Origin of the sequence: Pseudomonas sp. NFPP02 (genome assembly GCF_900119355.1) — a bacterium.
Classification (GTDB): domain Bacteria; phylum Pseudomonadota; class Gammaproteobacteria; order Pseudomonadales; family Pseudomonadaceae; genus Aquipseudomonas; species Aquipseudomonas paracarnis.
In genome coordinates this window covers 80,075-97,278 of record NZ_FPJI01000017.1, presented here as the reverse complement: position 1 = coordinate 97,278, position 17,204 = coordinate 80,075, and the positions used below count along the sequence as shown (strand labels likewise).

Below are 17,204 nucleotides of genomic sequence, written 5' to 3'. Positions count from 1 at the left end.
GTAGCGTTGGTCCACACGATAGGCTTTCGCTTTGTTCCGAACCAGAGCAGAATCCAGAACTTATTGTCCTTATATGCGAACAATACACCCATGGAAAAGGCTGAGATCGAAGGGCTGTGGACCCACATTCACTGGCTGTCTGTTCTGGAGGAGCAAGGCACCTACACCGCTGCCGCCGCGCGCCTGGGAGTGAGTAAATCGGCGGTGAGCCAGCGCATTTCCGACCTGGAAAAGGCCACCGGCACGCGGCTGGTGACGCGCACCACCCGCAGCGTGCGGCTGACCGATGCAGGGCTGTCATTGGCCCGCGAAGTGCGCAGCGCCTATGCGCAGATCGCCCGCAGTTTTTCCTCGGTGCGCGACTCGGTCGGGGAAATACGCGGGCTGGTGCGCCTGACCGCCCCCGTGGCCTTCGCCCGGCAACAACTGGTGCCGCACCTGTCCGACTTTTTGCAGCAGTACCCCCAGGTGCGTATTCAACTGGACGTCTCCGATGCCTTGAGCTCACTGGCCGCCGAGGGTTACGACCTGGCGGTGCGCCACGGCTTCCAGGTGCCCGAAACCCACGTGGCGTGGAAACTGTGCGACACCAACTCGGTACTGGTCGCCACCCATGATTACCTGCAACACCACGGTGAACCCCGCGAGCCGGGCGACCTGTCGGCCCACAACTGCCTGTTTTACCCACGCGGCACCGACCAGCCCGCCTGGACCTTTGAACGCGGCAGCCAGCCCCTCGAGCGCCTCACCGTGCCTATCGCCGGCAGCTTCGCCACTAATAACAGCGAAGCCTTGCGCGACGCCGCACTCAACCACCTGGGCATCGCCCTGCTCCCGGACTTCAGCGCCCAGGCGGCGCTGGCCGCTGGCAAAGTGGTGCAGGTATTGAAGGACTGGACACTCAAAGGCGCGTTTGCCGATGAGATTTACCTCATTCGGCCCTACTCGCCCCATGTGCCCAAATCGGTGACCGTATTGGTAGGGTATTTGAAGGAAAAGCTGTCAGGCGGGTTTCAATTTGGTGGCTGCTGATGAAGGCTCTTGTAGGAGCGAGCTTGCTCGCGAAAAAACCGAGAACCCCGCGTTAAACCTGATAGCGCGCGTTATCGTTGGCGATCTTCGCGAGCAAGCTCGCTCCTACAGAGGACAGTGACCCAATCCTGTTGAATTCTTGCCTGATCCTCTGAACTTGAGGGCAATCGGATAGATAGCCCTTGCGCGTTGGTCTAGAGTTCGACGATGGGCGACTTCCAGTCGCACCGCTCCTATAAGAACTCAGCACCACCAACCGATGATCAGCAGGTGAGCCCGCATGGAATTACGTATCAACCAAAAGGCCTATCAGGTCGATGCCGAAGCCGACACCCCGTTGTTGTGGGTGATCCGCGATAACCTGGGCATGACCGGCACCAAATACGGCTGCGGCCTGGCCCAGTGCGGCGCCTGTTCGGTGCTGGTGGACGGCAATGTGGTGCGCGCCTGCGTGACGCCTGTGGCGGGCGTGGTCGGTCGCGAGATCACCACCATCGAGGCCGTGGAGGCCGATGACGTGGGCAAGCGTGTGGTGGCGGCCTGGGTCGAACATCAAGTAGCGCAATGCGGTTACTGCCAGTCCGGGCAGGTGATGGCGGCCACCGCGCTGCTCAAACATACCCCCGCGCCGACCAAGGCGCAGATCGACGCGGCGATGGTGAACCTCTGCCGTTGCGGCACCTACAACGCGATCCATGCCGCCATGGATGCCTTGGCCGCCGGGAAGGAGACCGCCTGATGAACACCACCGAGATCATTCCCGGCGTTACCCTGGGCGAACCGATCAACCTGTCCCGTCGCCGCTTCCTGGCCAGCACCGCGGTGGGCGCGCTGGTGATCGGCTTCGGCTTGCCGCTGGGCACCTCCCGCGTGCAAGCCGCGACCGGCGCGGCCGCTGAGCGTGGAACCCAGGTACCCGCCTTCCTGGAGATTCGCCCAGACGGCAGCGTGCGCCTGCTCAGCCCCTTCATGGAAGGCGGCCAAGGTACCCACACCGCCATGGCGCAGATCGTCGGTGAAGAATTGGATGCCGACCCGGCCACGTTCATCGTCGAAGCGGCCCCGCCCGGCGAAGCCTACGTGGTGATGGAAAATGGCATGCGCATCACCGGCGGCAGCATGTCGGTGCGCATGAGCTACCCGACCATGCGGCGCCTCGGCGCCCTCGCCCGCGCGATGCTGATGCAGGCCGGCGCCGAGCAACTGCGCGTACCGCTCAGCGAGCTGACCACACAGCCCGGTCGCGTGGTGCACGCCGCTTCCGGTCGCTCCCTGGGCTACGGCGAATTGGCAGGTGCCGCCCTGGATATGCCGGTGCCCGACCCGGCCAGCATCACCCTGCGCGACCCGAGCCAGTTCCGCTGGATCGGCAAGCCGGTCAAGCGCCTGGATGCCTATGACAAATCCACCGGCAAGGCGCAGTACACCATCGACCTGAAAATCGACGGCATGCTCCATGCCGCCGTCCAGCATGCGCCACGCCTGGGCATGACCGTGGGCAGCCTGCGCAACCAGGCGCAGGTGCAAGCCATGAAAGGCGTGCATTCGGTTCACACCCTGCCCGGCGCCGTGGCCGTGGTAGCCGAGCGTTGGTGGCATGCCAAGCGGGCCGTCGAAGCCATCCAGGTCGAATGGCTTGAAGCCGCCGCCGACTCCACCGTGCGGGCCATGCCAGCGGATTTCTCCAGCGACAAGTACCGCGACTTCCTCGCCGCCCAGCAGGGCCCGGCCCGCGATGACGAAAACGAAGGCGATGTGGCCGGTGCACTGGCCAGCGCCAAGACCCGCGTCGAAGCCACTTACCACAACCAGTACCTCAACCATGCCCAGTTGGAACCGCCTTCAGCCCTGGCACGCTTTAACCCCGACGGCACACTGGAGGTGTGGCTGCCTAACCAGGCGCCGGATATGTTCCGTGCCGACATTGCCAAGCGCACCGGTCTGAGCATTGAGCAAGTCACCCTGCACTCGCCGCTGCTGGGCGGTTTTTTCGGCCGGCATTTCCTGTATGACTCGGCAAATCCTTACCCGCAGGCCATTGCGCTGGCCAAGGCGGTGGGCCGGCCGATCAAACTGATCTGGAGCCGTGAAGAAGAATTCGTGCGCGATGTATTGCGTCCGGTCGCCGTGGTCAAGTTCCGCGCCGCGCTGGATGACAAAGGCCTGCCCGTCGCCATCGAAGCGGTGAGCGCCACCGAAGGCCCCACCGAAGCCATCGCCGGCAAACAGGGCGACGCCATCGACCCTACTGCCCTGGAAGGGTTGTCGGGCAAGAGCTACGCAATACCCAACAAACGCATCGCGCAGATTTACGTCAAAGGCCCGGCCATGCTCGGTTATTGGCGCTCGGTGGGTAATTCGCTCAATGACTTTTTCTACGAAGCCTTCCTGGACGAACTGGCCGACAAAGGCGGCCATGATCCCTATGAACTGCGCCTGCACCTGCTGCGCGACAACCCGCGCCTGACCACCCTGCTGCAAGCGGCCGCCGAGCTTTCTGGCGGTTGGAAGCGTGGGCCCTACACCGCCGAAGACGGCACCCGCCGTGCACGCGGCGTAGCCATGGCCTCGCCGTTTGGCTCCCATGCAGCGGTGGTGGCCGAGGTGTCGATCGAGAACGGCCAGGTCAAGGTTCATCACATCTGGGAAGCGATTGACCCGGGCAGCATCGTCAACCCGGCGATTGTGCAAGCGCAGGTCAACGGTGCCGTGGCGTTGGGCCTGTCGCAAACCTTGTTGGAGGAAGCGGTATACGTGGATGGCAAGCCAAGGGCGCGCAACTACGACCTTTATCCGGTGCTGCCGCCTTCGCGTATGGCGCAGGTACACGTGAAGATCGTCGAAAGCGGAGAAAAAATGGGCGGTATCGGCGAACCGCCGTTGCCGGCTGTGGCCCCGGCCGTGGCGAATGCCGTGGCGCAGCTGACCGGCCAACGCATCCGCAGTCTGCCTTTGAGCCGTTACACCTTCAGCTAACCGACAGGGAATGCCCATGAATAACCGCCGATTCGCAAGAACCGCAGGGTGGCTGGTGCTGCCCTGCGTGGTCGCCGCCGGCCTGCTGGCCTGGTACGTCACTCGCGAGCCTGCCTCGCCTTTTGAGCAGCAACAGGCCACGAGTTTCGACCCCGCCTTGGTCAGTCGCGGCGAATACGTCGCGCGAGTGAGTGACTGCGTGGCCTGCCATAGCCTGGCCGGCAAGCAGCCATTCGCTGGTGGCCTGGAAATGGCCACACCGCTGGGGGCGATCCACGCCACCAACATCACCCCCGACCGCGAGCATGGCATCGGCACCTATAGCCTGGCCGACTTCGACCGCGCCGTACGCCACGGCGTAGCACCGGGTGGGCGACGACTCTACCCGGCCATGCCCTACCCGTCTTATGTGAAGCTTAGCGACGACGACATCCAGGCGCTGTACGCGTTTTTCATGAAAGGCGTGCAACCGGCCAACCAGCCTAATATCCCCAGCGACATTCCCTGGCCGCTCAACCTGCGTTGGCCCATCGCCCTGTGGAACGGTGTGTTTGCACCGACCGCGACCTATGCCGCCAAGCCCGGCAAGGACGCACTGTGGAACCGGGGCGCCTATATCGTCCAAGGCCCCGGCCACTGCGGCAGTTGCCACACGCCACGGGGGCTGGCGTTCAACGAAAAGGCCCTGGACGAATCCGGCGCGCCGTTCCTGGCCGGTGCCCTGCTCGACGGCTGGTACGCCCCGAGCCTGCGCCAGGACCACAACACCGGCCTGGGGCGCTGGAGTGAGGAACAGATCGTGCAGTTCCTCAAGACCGGTCGCAACCAGCATGCCGTGGTCTATGGCTCAATGACCGAAGCCTTCAACAACTCCACGCAGTTCATGCAAGACGATGACCTGGCCGCGATCGCTCGCTACCTCAAGTCACTGCCCGGCGACCCCCAGCGTGACGGCAGCCCCTGGCAATATCAGCCGGTAACGGCACGCTCGGATGTCCCCGGTGCCCACACGTACGCCACCCGCTGCGCCTCCTGCCATGGGCTCGACGGCAAAGGCCAGCCCGACTGGATGCCGCCTCTGGCCGGCGCTACCTCGGCCCTGGCCCAGGAAGATGCGTCTGCGATCAACATCACGCTCAATGGCTCACAACGCGTGGTCACCGCCGGGATGCCAGACGCCTACCGCATGCCCGCGTTTCGTGAGCAATTGTCCGACCAGGAAATCGCCGACGTGCTGAGCTACGTGCGCGGCACCTGGGGCAACCACGGCGGCGCGGTCGATGCGAAGGCCGTGGGCAAGTTGCGTGGGCATACCGACCCGGCGAGCAGTAGCCCTATCATCCTGCATATGCGCTGATCGGTCGCGATCAACTGTGGGAGCTGGCTTGCCTGCGATGCAAACACCTCGGTTCCTCAGGTAAACCGAGTCGATGCATTCGCAGGCAAGCCAGCTCCCACACTGGCCATGCATTGCCCACAAAATCAGCGCCTGGCACAGGTCCGCTGTGGGAGCGGGCTTGCCCGCGAAGGCGGACGGTCAGTCACTGCATCGTTAACTGAACCACCGCTATCGCAGGCAAGCCAGCTCCCACATTCGGCAATGAGCATCAATGATATAAGCGGCGGCTGGCAGGCCGCTCTATTTGCTCTCGTCCGCCTTGCCTTCCTGCATCTGCACCGACGACTGGGTGCCACTGTTGTTGTCTTTAGTGGCGTTGTCGGCGTTGTCAAAACAGCCGTGCAGCATGAATGCGCTGCACAGACCCAGGCACATATAGAGCTTCTTCATGAGGGTTCACCTGCTGGCGAGTGAGTGATATCCGCGTGACGACAGCAACATTCGTCCGCCCATGATCTATCTGTCTGGTACAGAGGCGCGTGCGTTCAAAAAACAGACCCTTGGCTGACGAATGGGGGCCGCGTATCAATCAAACGGGATCACCGAGATCTTGCCGTTGCGCTCAAGAATCGCGAAGCGGATCTGCTTGAGCTCGACAAGCCCTTGGGTGGACCGGGCCGCCTCAAGAATGTCACCCTCGTCCAGCCGCGCATGCTTGAGCCGTTTATGCAGCACCTGGCCCTGCTCGACCAGCACCGTCGGCCCGCCATCGAGCACCCGCGCGAACCAGGCTGAACGCTGCTTGGCCAGCGAGAAGCCAATGTCGATGGCAATCAGGGTAGCGATGACCAGCACGGCGTTGGTCATTGAGAAATCTTCGCCCAGCAACGCCTGCTGGGTGGCTTCGCCGATGACCATCAACAAAACCAGGTCAAAGGTGGTGAGCTCGGCCAGCGTGCGCCTGCCGGCAACTTTGAACAGCACCAGCAGCACCAGGTAAATCGCCACAGCCCGCAGTACAGAGTCCATGGTTGCCCCTCGGAACAGTGAATGGGAAACGACCGATTCATACGGATTAGGTGAGCACCGTGCCGCTCAGGTTCATTCTTTCGACGCGTCCCGGCCACCATCTAAAAAGATGATGGTTCCAGCGCCGCTGAATCGGTGAAATGATCGAAATTTCGGCAGCAACCCAGTTGATACCCGGGCGCTGGCAGCGGGTCACAGCTCTATATCGATCACGCTGAAGAAGGAATCCCTGTCATGAACGACTCACAACGCGCGTGGGAACTGGCCATGGTGCTGATTGCCAACGGTCGGATCCCCTTCGACCCCGCCAACCCGAGTGGGTCGGTGAAAATCCTTTCCAAGCATTTGCAAGCGCTCGAAGACGCACTGCGTGAACAGGCCACAGACGTCGCCACGCATGAGCGCCTGGGCAAGAACAACAGCCGCAGGCCCTCGTTGGTGTGTGCCGACTAGGCGTCAGGCTTTGGTTCGGCTACAGCCGATCCGACTCGGCAACTGACCCTGCCTGGCCTTCAGCGTGGCTTGCATCGCTTGCGGCAAGGTGCTCCAGAACGTCAGCCCCGAGCGCTCTTCGATGTGATCCACGGTGACCTGGTAATCGCAGAAGTCTGCGCCTTTGGGGGTTTCCTGGTTCATCACGAATGAGGCGTACAGACCCGTTTCCGGCGAACTGCCGACCACGATGATTTTCCAATAGCCACTCGGGATGGTGTGTACTTTGTTCGTACCCGGCAACGAGCCCACAAAATGCTCATACAGCGGCCCGGTGGCCACATACACCTGATCGACGCCTGGCTCCTTGCTGAGAGTGCGCTCCTGGTCTTCCAGGCGCGCCCACGGCCCCTGGTTGAGTTCGGCCTTTTGCGGGGTAATGTTCGACAGGTAGTTGAGCGTTTGCCAGTCGGCCACCCCGGCCATTGACGCCAGGTTGGCCTGATGCCCACGGTCGATTTTGAGCGCGACGTTGGCGCCGTTGTAATCCACCGGGTCCAGGGTTTCCCCGGCTGGAATATCCGGGTCGGTGCGCCAGTCACGGGAGCGCCCGCTGGCCGCCGTGGCCTTGGTGATCTTGTAGGAGACCCAATTGGCAAACTTGGTCGAGCCGTTGTTGTTCAACGTGTAGGCCTGGCGGTTCAACGTCACCGGGCTGCCACCGGTGGGGCAACCAACCGCGCAGTTATCGAACGGCAAGGCTGGCGCAGGGAGGACGGCGGACTGGCGTGTGGGCGTGGTACAGGCGGCCATCAACGGGATCAACGAAAACGCCAGGTACTTGAACGATGTGCTTCCTTGCATGGTGTTACTCCTTGGGATAAATCTTTTAAAAGACTGAATGGCCTCGGCCGATGCGCTTCCTGCGCAAGTCGAAATAACCATTGGAACACATAAACATTTCTAAACAACGACTGCAATCAGGCCAACAAACGTAACCCCTTCGCGCCCCATAACTGTGCTATCCATAACGCCGCCCTCTAGCGGGCGATAGCATCGCGTCATCAATGCACAAGGGACTGTCATCAAGCACGTGGGGGCAAATGTTTAAACAGAGGATGCTCCACGACCATGGCTGAATACCTTCTGCCTCCCGCTGCTCCACACTGGCTGATCCGCCAAGCCATCCCCGACGATGTGCATGCCTTGGTCGCACTGGATGCCTACGCAACCGAGCATGCCAGCCGTCGTGTGTTTATCTATGATGCCGTGGTTCGCCAGCAATGCCTGGTAGCCGCCAACGCTAACGTGTGCGCCGGCTACCTGGTGCTCACCCACGATTTTTTCAACCATGGGTTTATAGCGCTGGTGGTGGTTTCACCGCTGTATCAACGCAAAGGCGTCGCCCTTCGTCTGCTGGCAGCGGCCGAAGCGGCCTGCAAGACGCCCAAGCTGTTCGCGTCGACCAATGCCTCCAACGGCGCGTCCCAGGCCCTGCTGACGAAAGCCGGCTTTATTCCCAGCGGGCAGATCGAGAATCTGGACGATAACGACCCTGAACGTGTGTACGTCAGGTTCATTCGCTGACGATACCTTTTGTAGGAGCGAGCTTGCTCGCGAAACACTCACAGGCGCCGCGCTTATTCAGGGAGCACGCGTTATCGTTGAGGTTTTTCGCGAGCAAGCTCGCTCCTACAGAAAGAAGAAGGCAGAAAGCCCTCTGCGCGGCCAGGAACCTTTTCTCGAATGCACAATCTGTGGTTCACCCTTTTGAACCGATCGAGACCCTGCGCATGCTTGTGAAAAAAGCCGTCCTCTGCCTGGCACTGCTAAGTGCCGGCTTCATCGCAGGCTATGCGGCCAAACCCACCCCGCAGCTGCAAGTCACTGCTGGCCAACTGATGGAGTGCGGCGAACTCATGATCCCGACGCTTGGGATGTGAGCCGCGCATACCGAGGTAAAAGCCGTTTCAGCCGCCCGAAGTCACGTCCGCAGGGTGCACGTTGAACCCATTGCGCCCCGCCGCCTTCGCACCGTAAAGCGCTGCATCAGCCGCCTCGACCAAACCCAACACCGGCTCCAGCCGTGAGCCCAGGCCCGTCGCAACGCCGATGCTCACACTCACGCGCCCGAAGGGGCTGCCTGGGTGTGTGATGTTCTCCTGCTGTAGGCGCGAAAGAATGCGTTGCGCGACCACCGCAGCGCCTGCACTGTCAGTCGCGGGCATGACGACCGCCATTTCTTCTCCGCCATAGCGCGCCACCAGGTCCGAGGGCCGCCGCACGCACGTTTCCAATAACGTGCTGACCGCCTGCAGGCAAGCATCTCCCGCGACGTGACCAAAGGCATCGTTGAAGCGTTTGAAATGGTCGATATCGATCATCAGCAATGCCAGTGACGTACCCTCGCGCTGCGCCCGGCGCGCTTCCAGGGCCAGCGTTTCGTCAAAACAGCGGCGGTTGGCGAGGCCGGTCAGCGCATCCTTTTTCGCTAATAGCGCCAATTGCCGATTGGAGTCGAGCAACTGTTGCTGGGCGACACGCAACGCCTCTTCGGCCGCTGTTCGCCTGCGGATATCCAGGATCAGAAACCAGCCGATCAGCCCCGTCAGCCCCAACAGCCCCACCACCACGACCGCTGACAGCGCCGCCTCGATACGCCACGCCGCGAGGGCTTCGTGCTTGCCCAACGCGACCGTGGTGATCAGCGGCAGGGTTTCGCTTTTGCGAAAGGCATAGAGCCGCTCAACCCCGTCGAGGCTGGAGGTATAGGCCGCAGTGCCCACAGGCTGGTCGACGAGGTACTTGGAATAAATAGGCGAGGTGGAGAAGTTGCGGCCCATGTCCTGCTCGCGGAACGGGTAACGCACCAGTAACGTGCCGTCGGCGTAGGACAGGCCGATGGCGCCCTCCTGGCCCACATCGAGTTTGCCGAATACCCGCAGAAAGTTTTCCACCCCAAGGGTCACGGCGACCACGCCAGCGAAGTTGCCGGCCGCGTCGTTGAAACGGCGGCTGATGGTCACCACCCATTCATGGTTGGCGCGGCTTTGAATCGGCGGGCCAATAAAAGGTTCAGCGCTCGGATCGTCGCGATGGTGGATGAAATAGGCCCGATCACTGCTATTGGCGCCCTCCGGAATCGCACGATTGGAAGACAGCAGCCACCGGCCCTGATGATCATAAATGGTGATGCCGCTGAGCTGCGGCATCAGCGGCTGCTGTAGGTTGATCAGCGTGCTGATTCGCTGGATTTGCACCGGGCCACTGCCTTCGGTTTCCAGGCGCTCAACCAGCCCCAGCAACAGCAACGAGCTTTGCCGCACGATGCCTTCGGTATAGGTGTTAAGGGCCTGGGTCAGGTTCAAGCCATGCACATCCACTTCCGCCAGCGCACGGTCGCGGGAAGACAGGACTTTCCAAATCGTCAGCGAAGTCAGGGAACAGCCGATCACCAACAGCAACAGCATCACAAGACGGGTATCACGCTTCACGTCAGCACCTTAAGGAAGTCCGGTTTCCGTTCCAGCCATCATTCGAACGTCGGTACTCACAGGGCAACCGGTTCCAGAGTGCCAGCATACAAGCAGTCTGTGCGGGCTGCAGCAACAGAGTGTGCGGCTGAGCGCCGGCCAGCGGAGCCAGCGCCTTTAATGACCACTATCAAACAGGGTATTGAAAGCTAAACCAACCGTTAAGGTCGCCATTAATTCAATATCAATCGACGCAGAAAAACTTAGACGAAGCGGCACTTTCTGAGCCTACTTGTACAAGTTTCATCTGCCACTCTACCGTTCATCGCCCTTTTTAAAAAATTTCAAAACATCTGCGCACTTGCCCTTATCAGAAAAGATGTCCGTTGCATAAACGGGCAACTAGCGAAACGACATTTCAAAACTGGGAGTATTGTTATGACGACGAGCAATAAAAACCCTGGAAACTTTGCCAATGATCGCGAAAAAGCATCACAGGCGGGAAAGAAAGGTGGACAGGCCTCTGGCGGCAACTTCGCCAACGACCGCGAGAAAGCCTCGGAAGCCGGGCGTAAAGGCGGCCAGAACAGTCATGGTGGTGGACGTAAGTCCTGACCACACGGGCAGTACCGCTGTTCCGTTCGTTAACAAAGGGCATTCATCATGCGTGCGTCCATTGATAATCAGCGCGGCGAGCCAGCTCGCAGGCCGATTGTAGAAGTGCAAACTAAAGCAAGGACTGGCCTGCGTTCTAATACGTCTGCGTGTTACGAACATCAGCAACTTGCTGAACAAGCCGAAGCCACGATAAGTGCATCTAAAACGCCACCCTTGTGTGAAAGGCACTTATAACCGTGCAGCTTGACTCACGCGCCTAAGTGCACGTTTCCAGCACAATCGAAGTGAACGTTACATTACTTACATAACGACGAGGTAACTGAACATGACTACTCAAGACAAGCAAGGCCAGATGAGCGTCAGCGAAGCCGGTAAAAAAGGCGGCGAAGCCACTTCTGCGTCCCATGACAAAGAGTTCTACCAGGAGATCGGCAGCAAAGGTGGCCAAAACAGTGGCGGGAACTTCAAGAATGATCCCGAGCGCGCCGCTGAAGCCGGCAGCAAAGGCGGCCAGAACAGCGGGGGCAATTTCAAGAATGACCCCGAACGCGCCGCCGAGGCGGGCAGCAAAGGCGGCCAGAACAGTGGCGGCAATTTTGCCAATGACCGTGAAAAAGCTTCCGAAGCCGGGCGTAAAGGTGGCGAACACAGCCACGGCGGCGGACGCAAAAGCTGATGTGCTTGATGCAGGGGAGCCATGCTCCCCTGCTTTCATTGATGAGGGACACCATGCCTTTACACATTATCAACTTCACCGCACCGGTCACCGCTTCTACGTGCAGCCAACTGATTGAAAAAGCCTCGTTGGCCGTACAACAAGATGCCCAGGGCCTGGTACTGAATATCGCCACAATGGGTGGTGAATGCAGCTACGGCTTTACGATGTACAACTTTTTATTGTCCCTGCCGATTCCGGTGCATACCCATAACCTCGGCACCGTGGAATCCATGGGCAATATCATTTTCCTGGCCGGTGAGCGCAGAACCGCCTGCAAGCACAGCAAATTCCTGTTCCACCCCTTCCACTGGCATGTGCAAGGCGCGGTTGACCACTCGCGCATGTCCGAATATGCGATGAGCCTCGATTACGACTTGCAGTTGTACGCACGCATCGTGGCCGAGCGCACCGCCGATGCTGTCGAAAAACTGGAGACCGAAAAGTACCTGATCGCCGCGCCACGCATTCTTGATCCGCAACAAGCGCTGACCGCCGGCTTGATCCATGGGATCGAACTTCCCGTGATCAAGGCGGAGTACGTGAGCAGCTTCATTCACTCCTAGCACCTTTTATTCAATAGGGGAGCCTCACAATGGACGAAGAAACGATCCGACTCACCGCGTACCGCATTTGGGAACAGCAAGGGAAGCCTGACGGTCAGGATTTCGTGCACTGGTTACAAGCCAGGGAGGAGCTGACAACCCCGCCGACTGACGGCCTGGCAGGCTCGATAGAAAGTAGCGTCACCCCGCCCAACCCGGACCGATCAAAGCGCCAGGCGACCGCCGCCGGGCAAAAAACCCGCAGCAGAAAACCCAACAGCTGAACCCACAGAGCCGAGAGTGAGGACGCGCCTGTCGATAAACCCGCCAGGGTACTAAAACATCGGCAGCCGTCCAAGCGTCATCCCCGCCCCGCCACCTCTCGATACTGGCATTAAAACATCAACTAATCGCTTGTTTGAATTCTTCCTTTTTAGCAGTTGAAAACGCCCATTTCTTAATCGAGAGTGGCCGTTCATTCAGGGAGGAATCGATGTGATCCATCTACAAGCGAACCGAAGTTGCCTGCAATGCAAACAACCCTACGAATCGACGCTGGATGACCCCGACTTTCTAGTGTCGTCGGCCTCTGACATGCTCTGCCCGGCGTGCCAGCAACACTATGCAGCCGACCTGATGAAAGAGGCACTTCAACGCAGCGTGCAAAAGTTGTGCATGTTGCAGGAGCGACGCAAAAAACAGTAAACACGCGCCTCGCCCCTACCGCCACCCGCATGGACACCGTCCATTAAAAATACATTCATTCGGGTGGCGGCGGCACATAAGGCTTTGCAATAAACGGGATACTCCCAGACGGGCGCCATCTTACATTCTCAAGACCGTAGCGCTCGGCCAGCGGTTTACTGATGCGTTTGATCTTTTCATTACGCGATCTGGGAATAATGCCAATTCCAGCATCGCAACAGGCCCAATGCCACGCCTCTGCGTTATTCATCACCTCCGCTCTTATAATGAAAGACTTAGGCTCGTGGTGGTATTCGTACTCGATGACATATAAAGAATTTTTCATAACCTCTCCTTCTGACTTTTTGTTATTTGCTCAGAACGAAGGTTCAGAAATTTTAATGTTTTAATGACGACGATCACGCACTTGCTGTTGCACTACCGTTCGTCGGCCTCGCATTAAAAAAATAAAACTGCTCATGCTTCTTTTGTTTCTTAATACTGAGTCTGTTCACTCTAGGCTCTTGGTAAAAACTCCTGTCTTGCCCGCACTCTGTGCGGGCTTTTTTATTTTGCCGCGACGCTACACCCTGTGGCGAGGGAGCTTGCTCCCGTGACGGCCTGGCAGCCGACGCTTGTCTAACTGACGAACCGAGGTCCAAGCTTGCCTGTCGGACCAAAATCCTCGTCGGCTGTCAGGCCGTCATCGCAGGCAAGCCAGCTCCCACATTCAAGATCGCGGAGCCACTCAATCATCGTCGTGCACGTGAGCGTCAGCACAGGGCAGTCGGCCGGACTCACCTCCGGCAATACGTTCCGCCTGATCAATACCGCGTTTGAGCGCGTCATTCACCGTCCATTCGGCACCCGGCAACTGCTTGATGCGTTCAACCACACATTGTCCCGTCGCGGTATAAACACAGAGCAGCACTTCAATATCAGCATCGTCCCGCTCTCGGGCCCTGACTTCGATATGGCAGCCGTTTTCGACTTCCCGGGTGAAGCATTTTTCTTCCAGTGCTTTTGAGACCCAGGCTTTATAGGTGTTGCCACGTATAAACATAGCGCTTCTCCAAAACCGTTAGTGGGGTTGGCCATCAACTAACGACTGAAATCCCTAATCAGAATTCAGACTTTCTGCAAGGCCACCTCCATCATGCACCGATAAAAACCCTTTACCGTTTCGCCTGTTAAACCGTTCGTCAGGCGAGGAAACAAATTGTTAAACCAACCCATCGGGCTCTATTCAAAATGTTCGGGAGCGCGGCGAAATGCGCCCTGCAGAGCGGCAGAAAAAGCCAATAGAACCGGACAGTAGACGCATTTTATCTACTGACGGCAGCTTATTGCCGAATGTTTATCACCTGATGGCTCCTGGTGTTAACAAGCGCTTCGCTTAGTTAACGCGCGAGCACAGATTCGGCACAGCAAAACGCAAGTTTCCAATACAGGAGCAAGGCATGAAACGAGCGATGGGTTATTGCCTGGTCACTATCACCAGCCTCTTCTTACTCACCAGTTGCAACCTGGTGGTATTCAACCCCAAGGGGCAAGTAGCAACCGATGAGCGCGACCTGATTATTCTCGCTACGGGCCTGATGCTGCTGGTGGTCGTTCCGGTGATTGTGATGATGTTTGTCTTCGCCTACCGCTACCGCGCCACCAATAAAAAAGCGCGTTACTCCCCCCGCTGGGCCAGTTCACACAAAATCGAAGCGGTGGTATGGGGCGTTCCCCTGCTGATCATCATCGTCCTGGGGTGGGTGACCTGGGAGACCACCCACGCACTCGACCCCTATCGCCCGCTGGAATCAGACACCCCGCCGATCAATGTGCAGGTGGTGGCCACCGACTGGAAGTGGCTGTTTATCTACCCTGACCTGGGCATCGCCAGCGTCAACGAACTGGCCCTGCCGGTGCACACGCCGGTGAGTTTCACCGTCACCTCCGACGCGGCCATGACCTCGTTCTTTATTCCCGCACTCGGCGGGCAGATCTACGCCATGGCCGGCATGCAGACCAAGTTGCACCTGATCGCCAACGAAACCGGTGAGTTCAGAGGGATTGCCGCCAACTACAACGGCCCCGGTTTTTCCGACATGCATTTCACCACGCTGTCCCTGAGCACTGCCGACTTTCAAACCTGGGTGACAAAGGTCAAGGGCGCGGCCACTTCTCTGGACCATAGCTCTTACGCGCAATTGGCCAAGCCCACCCTCAAGCACCCGGTGACCTATTACTCGGCGGTACAGGAGCGCTTGTTCCTGGACATCGTCGATAAATACGAGGGCATGAACAAGGCCAATAAACCCCGGCGCTCGCCATTGAGCGACGCTGCACAACGCACCGATCAACACCCAAGTCTGCTGGCTGAGGAGCGGTAACCATGTTCGGAAAACTGTCGTGGGACGCGATCCCAACCACTGAACCCATTGTGATGTACACCCTGGCCGTCGTGGGCCTGATCGGGGTGGCGCTGGTGGGCTCGATCACCTGGAAACGCAAGTGGGGTTATTTGTGGCGCGAGTGGTTCACCTCGGTGGACCACAAGAAGATCGGTTGCATGTACATCGTCGTCGCCCTGGTGATGCTGCTGCGCGGGTTTTCTGATGCGATCATGATGCGCACCCAGCAAGCCATGGCCGCCAGCGGCGGGCCGGGTTACCTGCCGCCGGAACATTACGACCAGATCTTCACCGCCCACGGTGTGATCATGATCTTCTTCATGGCCATGCCCTTCGTGGTCGGCTTGATGAATATCGTCGTGCCGTTGCAGATCGGCGCTCGCGATGTGGCTTATCCGTTTCTCAACGCCCTGAGTTTCTGGCTGTTCGTGGTGGGTGCGGCGCTGGTGAATATTTCGCTGGGGGTCGGTGAGTTCGCGCGCACCGGCTGGGTCGCGTATCCGCCGTTATCCGAGCTGGGCTACAGCCCCGGCGTCGGCGTGGATTACTACATCTGGTCATTGCAGATATCCGGTATCGGCACGCTGCTCACGGGGGTGAATTTCTTCGTCACCATCCTGAAGATGCGCACCGAAGGCATGACGCTGTTCAAGATGCCGGTGTTCACCTGGAACGCGCTGTGCACCTCGGTGCTGATTCTGGCGGCATTCCCGATCCTCACCGCCACCCTGCTGATGCTGACCCTGGACCGCTATCTGGGCATGCATTTTTTCACCAACGAGGCCGGCGGCAACCCGATGATGTACGTGAACCTCATCTGGGCCTGGGGGCATCCGGAGGTGTACATCCTGATCCTGCCCGCGTTCGGGGTGTTTTCCGAGATTGCCGCCACCTTCAGCAGCAAGCGGCTGTTCGGCTACGTGTCGCTGGTATGGGCGACCATCGCGATCACCGTGTTGTCGTTCATCGTGTGGCTGCATCACTTTTTCACCATGGGCGCGGGGGGCAACGTCAACGCGTTCTTCGGCATCATGACGATGATCATCGCGGTGCCGACCGGGGTGAAAATCTTCACTTGGCTGTTCACCATGTACCGCGGCCGTGTGCGCTTCGAAACGCCCATGCTGTGGACCCTGGGCTTTATCGTGACCTTCAGCATCGGCGGCATGACCGGGGTGCTGCTGGCGGTGCCCGGGGCCGATTTCCTGCTGCACAACAGCCTGTTCCTGATCGCGCACTTTCACAACGTGATCATCGGTGGTGCGGTGTTCGGCTATATGGCCGGCCTGACGTATTGGTTCCCCAAGGCGTTCGGTTTCCGCTTGAACGACAAGCTGGGCCGCATCGCCTTCTGGTGCTGGCTGGTGGGCTTTTATTTCGCGTTCATGCCCTCCTACGTGCTGGGTTTCATGGGCATGACGCGCCGTCTCAATCATTTCGACAACCCCGAGTGGCGGCCCTGGCTGCTGCTGGAGCTGGTGGGGGTGGCAATCATCCTCTGCGGCGTGGCGGCGCAAGCCTTGCAATTGTTTGTCAGCATCCGCAACCGTCATCAATACCGCGACCGCACCGGCGATCCGTGGGACGGGCGCACCCTGGAATGGGCCACCGCGTCTCCCCCGCCGCTGTACAACTTCGCCGAGCAGCCCAAGGTCAATGACCTGGACGCGTACTGGGGCATGAAGGAGCGCGGCGTCAGCACCCTGAGCCACACCGACTATCGGAGCATCCATATGCCGCGCAATACCGCGTCGGGCCTGGTCATCAGCCTGTTTGCGCTGGTCTGCAGCTTTGCGTTGGTGTGGCACATCTGGTGGTTGGCGGCGTTCGGCCTGGTGGCCTCGGTGGTCGCGTTCGTGGTGCGCAGCTACGACGAAGACACCGATTACTTCGTGCCCGCCCAGGAAGTCGCGCGCATCGAAACGGCCCGTCTCAAAGACCTGGCGGAGGCTTGAC

Annotated in this window: 19 protein-coding genes; 13 read left to right on the top strand and 6 right to left on the bottom strand. The window is 59.5% G+C overall.

Translation table 11 applies throughout. The features are described from left to right. Positions 1-90: 90 nt before the first annotated feature. From BT204_RS24470 to BT204_RS24455, 4 genes are all read left to right on the top strand, one after another. Positions 91-1,032: a LysR family transcriptional regulator gene (locus BT204_RS24470; RefSeq protein ID WP_072448521.1), complete on the top strand. Its 942-nt coding sequence runs from the start codon at positions 91-93 to the stop codon at positions 1,030-1,032. Positions 1,033-1,312: 280 nt separating this feature from the next. Further along, complete coding sequence (locus BT204_RS24465; protein WP_014718046.1) at positions 1,313-1,771, top strand: (2Fe-2S)-binding protein; 459 nt, start codon at positions 1,313-1,315, stop codon at positions 1,769-1,771. Continuing rightward, positions 1,771-4,008: a xanthine dehydrogenase family protein molybdopterin-binding subunit gene (locus BT204_RS24460; RefSeq protein WP_054895689.1), complete on the top strand. Its 2,238-nt coding sequence runs from the start codon at positions 1,771-1,773 to the stop codon at positions 4,006-4,008. Before BT204_RS24465 ends, BT204_RS24460 begins: the two co-directional genes overlap by 1 nt. Positions 4,009-4,024: 16 nt before the next feature. Beyond that, positions 4,025-5,365, top strand: a complete 1,341-nt coding sequence (locus BT204_RS24455) for a c-type cytochrome (protein WP_072448519.1) — start codon at positions 4,025-4,027, stop codon at positions 5,363-5,365. 282 nt (positions 5,366-5,647) lie between these two features. On the opposite strand, the gene BT204_RS27960 is transcribed toward BT204_RS24455, so the two are convergent. Continuing rightward, entirely contained in the window at positions 5,648-5,797 is a 150-nt protein-coding gene (locus BT204_RS27960) for a hypothetical protein (RefSeq protein WP_003190489.1), read from the bottom strand. Between the two features lie 135 nt (positions 5,798-5,932). Further along, on the bottom strand, positions 5,933-6,376 hold the full coding sequence (locus BT204_RS24450; RefSeq protein WP_034127111.1) for a DUF421 domain-containing protein: 444 nt from the start codon (positions 6,374-6,376) through the stop codon (positions 5,933-5,935). A 234-nt stretch (positions 6,377-6,610) separates the two neighbouring features. Between BT204_RS24450 and BT204_RS24445 the strand changes: the two genes are divergently transcribed. After that, a complete protein-coding gene (locus tag BT204_RS24445; RefSeq protein ID WP_054895691.1) occupies positions 6,611-6,829 on the top strand; it encodes a hypothetical protein in 219 nt (72 codons plus the stop codon). Between the two features lie 3 nt (positions 6,830-6,832). Here the strand turns inward: BT204_RS24445 and BT204_RS24440 are convergent, their stop codons facing one another. Next, positions 6,833-7,672, bottom strand: coding sequence for a DNA/RNA non-specific endonuclease (locus tag BT204_RS24440; protein WP_072448518.1), 840 nt, complete (start codon positions 7,670-7,672; stop codon positions 6,833-6,835). 267 nt (positions 7,673-7,939) lie between these two features. On the opposite strand from BT204_RS24440, the gene BT204_RS24435 reads away from it, so the two are divergent. After that, positions 7,940-8,395, top strand: a complete 456-nt coding sequence (locus tag BT204_RS24435; protein WP_054895693.1) for a GNAT family N-acetyltransferase — start codon at positions 7,940-7,942, stop codon at positions 8,393-8,395. A gap of 23 nt (positions 8,396-8,418) precedes the next feature. Then, entirely contained in the window at positions 8,419-8,751 is a 333-nt protein-coding gene (locus BT204_RS24430) for a hypothetical protein (RefSeq protein ID WP_072448516.1), read from the top strand. A 27-nt stretch (positions 8,752-8,778) separates the two neighbouring features. Here BT204_RS24430 and BT204_RS24425 read toward each other — a convergent pair whose 3' ends face one another. Further along, positions 8,779-10,302, bottom strand: a complete 1,524-nt coding sequence (locus tag BT204_RS24425) for a sensor domain-containing diguanylate cyclase (protein WP_072448514.1) — start codon at positions 10,300-10,302, stop codon at positions 8,779-8,781. A 417-nt stretch (positions 10,303-10,719) separates the two neighbouring features. Here BT204_RS24425 and BT204_RS24420 point away from each other — a divergent pair, with 417 nt between their 5' ends. The 4 genes from BT204_RS24420 (at position 10,720) to BT204_RS24405 (ending at position 12,443) form a co-directional block, all read left to right on the top strand. Then, positions 10,720-10,896: a con-10 family general stress protein gene (locus BT204_RS24420; RefSeq protein ID WP_003190478.1), complete on the top strand. Its 177-nt coding sequence runs from the start codon at positions 10,720-10,722 to the stop codon at positions 10,894-10,896. Positions 10,897-11,224: 328 nt separating this feature from the next. After that, complete coding sequence (locus BT204_RS24415; protein ID WP_014718036.1) at positions 11,225-11,575, top strand: con-10 family general stress protein; 351 nt, start codon at positions 11,225-11,227, stop codon at positions 11,573-11,575. A 53-nt stretch (positions 11,576-11,628) separates the two neighbouring features. After that, positions 11,629-12,180 (top strand): ATP-dependent Clp protease proteolytic subunit, encoded by a 552-nt coding sequence (locus BT204_RS24410; RefSeq protein WP_038449759.1) that lies wholly within the window; start codon positions 11,629-11,631, stop codon positions 12,178-12,180. Positions 12,181-12,209: 29 nt separating this feature from the next. Continuing rightward, entirely contained in the window at positions 12,210-12,443 is a 234-nt protein-coding gene (locus tag BT204_RS24405) for a DUF2934 domain-containing protein (RefSeq protein WP_019821490.1), read from the top strand. Positions 12,444-12,919: 476 nt separating this feature from the next. Here BT204_RS24405 and BT204_RS24395 read toward each other — a convergent pair whose 3' ends face one another. Beyond that, positions 12,920-13,189: a DUF6555 family protein gene (locus tag BT204_RS24395; protein WP_003190473.1), complete on the bottom strand. Its 270-nt coding sequence runs from the start codon at positions 13,187-13,189 to the stop codon at positions 12,920-12,922. A 402-nt stretch (positions 13,190-13,591) separates the two neighbouring features. Next, positions 13,592-13,906, bottom strand: a complete 315-nt coding sequence (locus BT204_RS24390) for a hypothetical protein (RefSeq protein ID WP_034127106.1) — start codon at positions 13,904-13,906, stop codon at positions 13,592-13,594. 409 nt (positions 13,907-14,315) lie between these two features. On the opposite strand from BT204_RS24390, the gene cyoA reads away from it, so the two are divergent. Together cyoA and cyoB are read left to right on the top strand one after the other, a co-directional pair. Continuing rightward, positions 14,316-15,227, top strand: coding sequence for a ubiquinol oxidase subunit II (gene cyoA / locus BT204_RS24385; protein ID WP_233097344.1), 912 nt, complete (start codon positions 14,316-14,318; stop codon positions 15,225-15,227). A 2-nt stretch (positions 15,228-15,229) separates the two neighbouring features. Beyond that, on the top strand, positions 15,230-17,203 hold the full coding sequence (gene cyoB, locus BT204_RS24380; protein ID WP_057978062.1) for a cytochrome o ubiquinol oxidase subunit I: 1,974 nt from the start codon (positions 15,230-15,232) through the stop codon (positions 17,201-17,203). Position 17,204 lies beyond the last annotated feature (1 nt).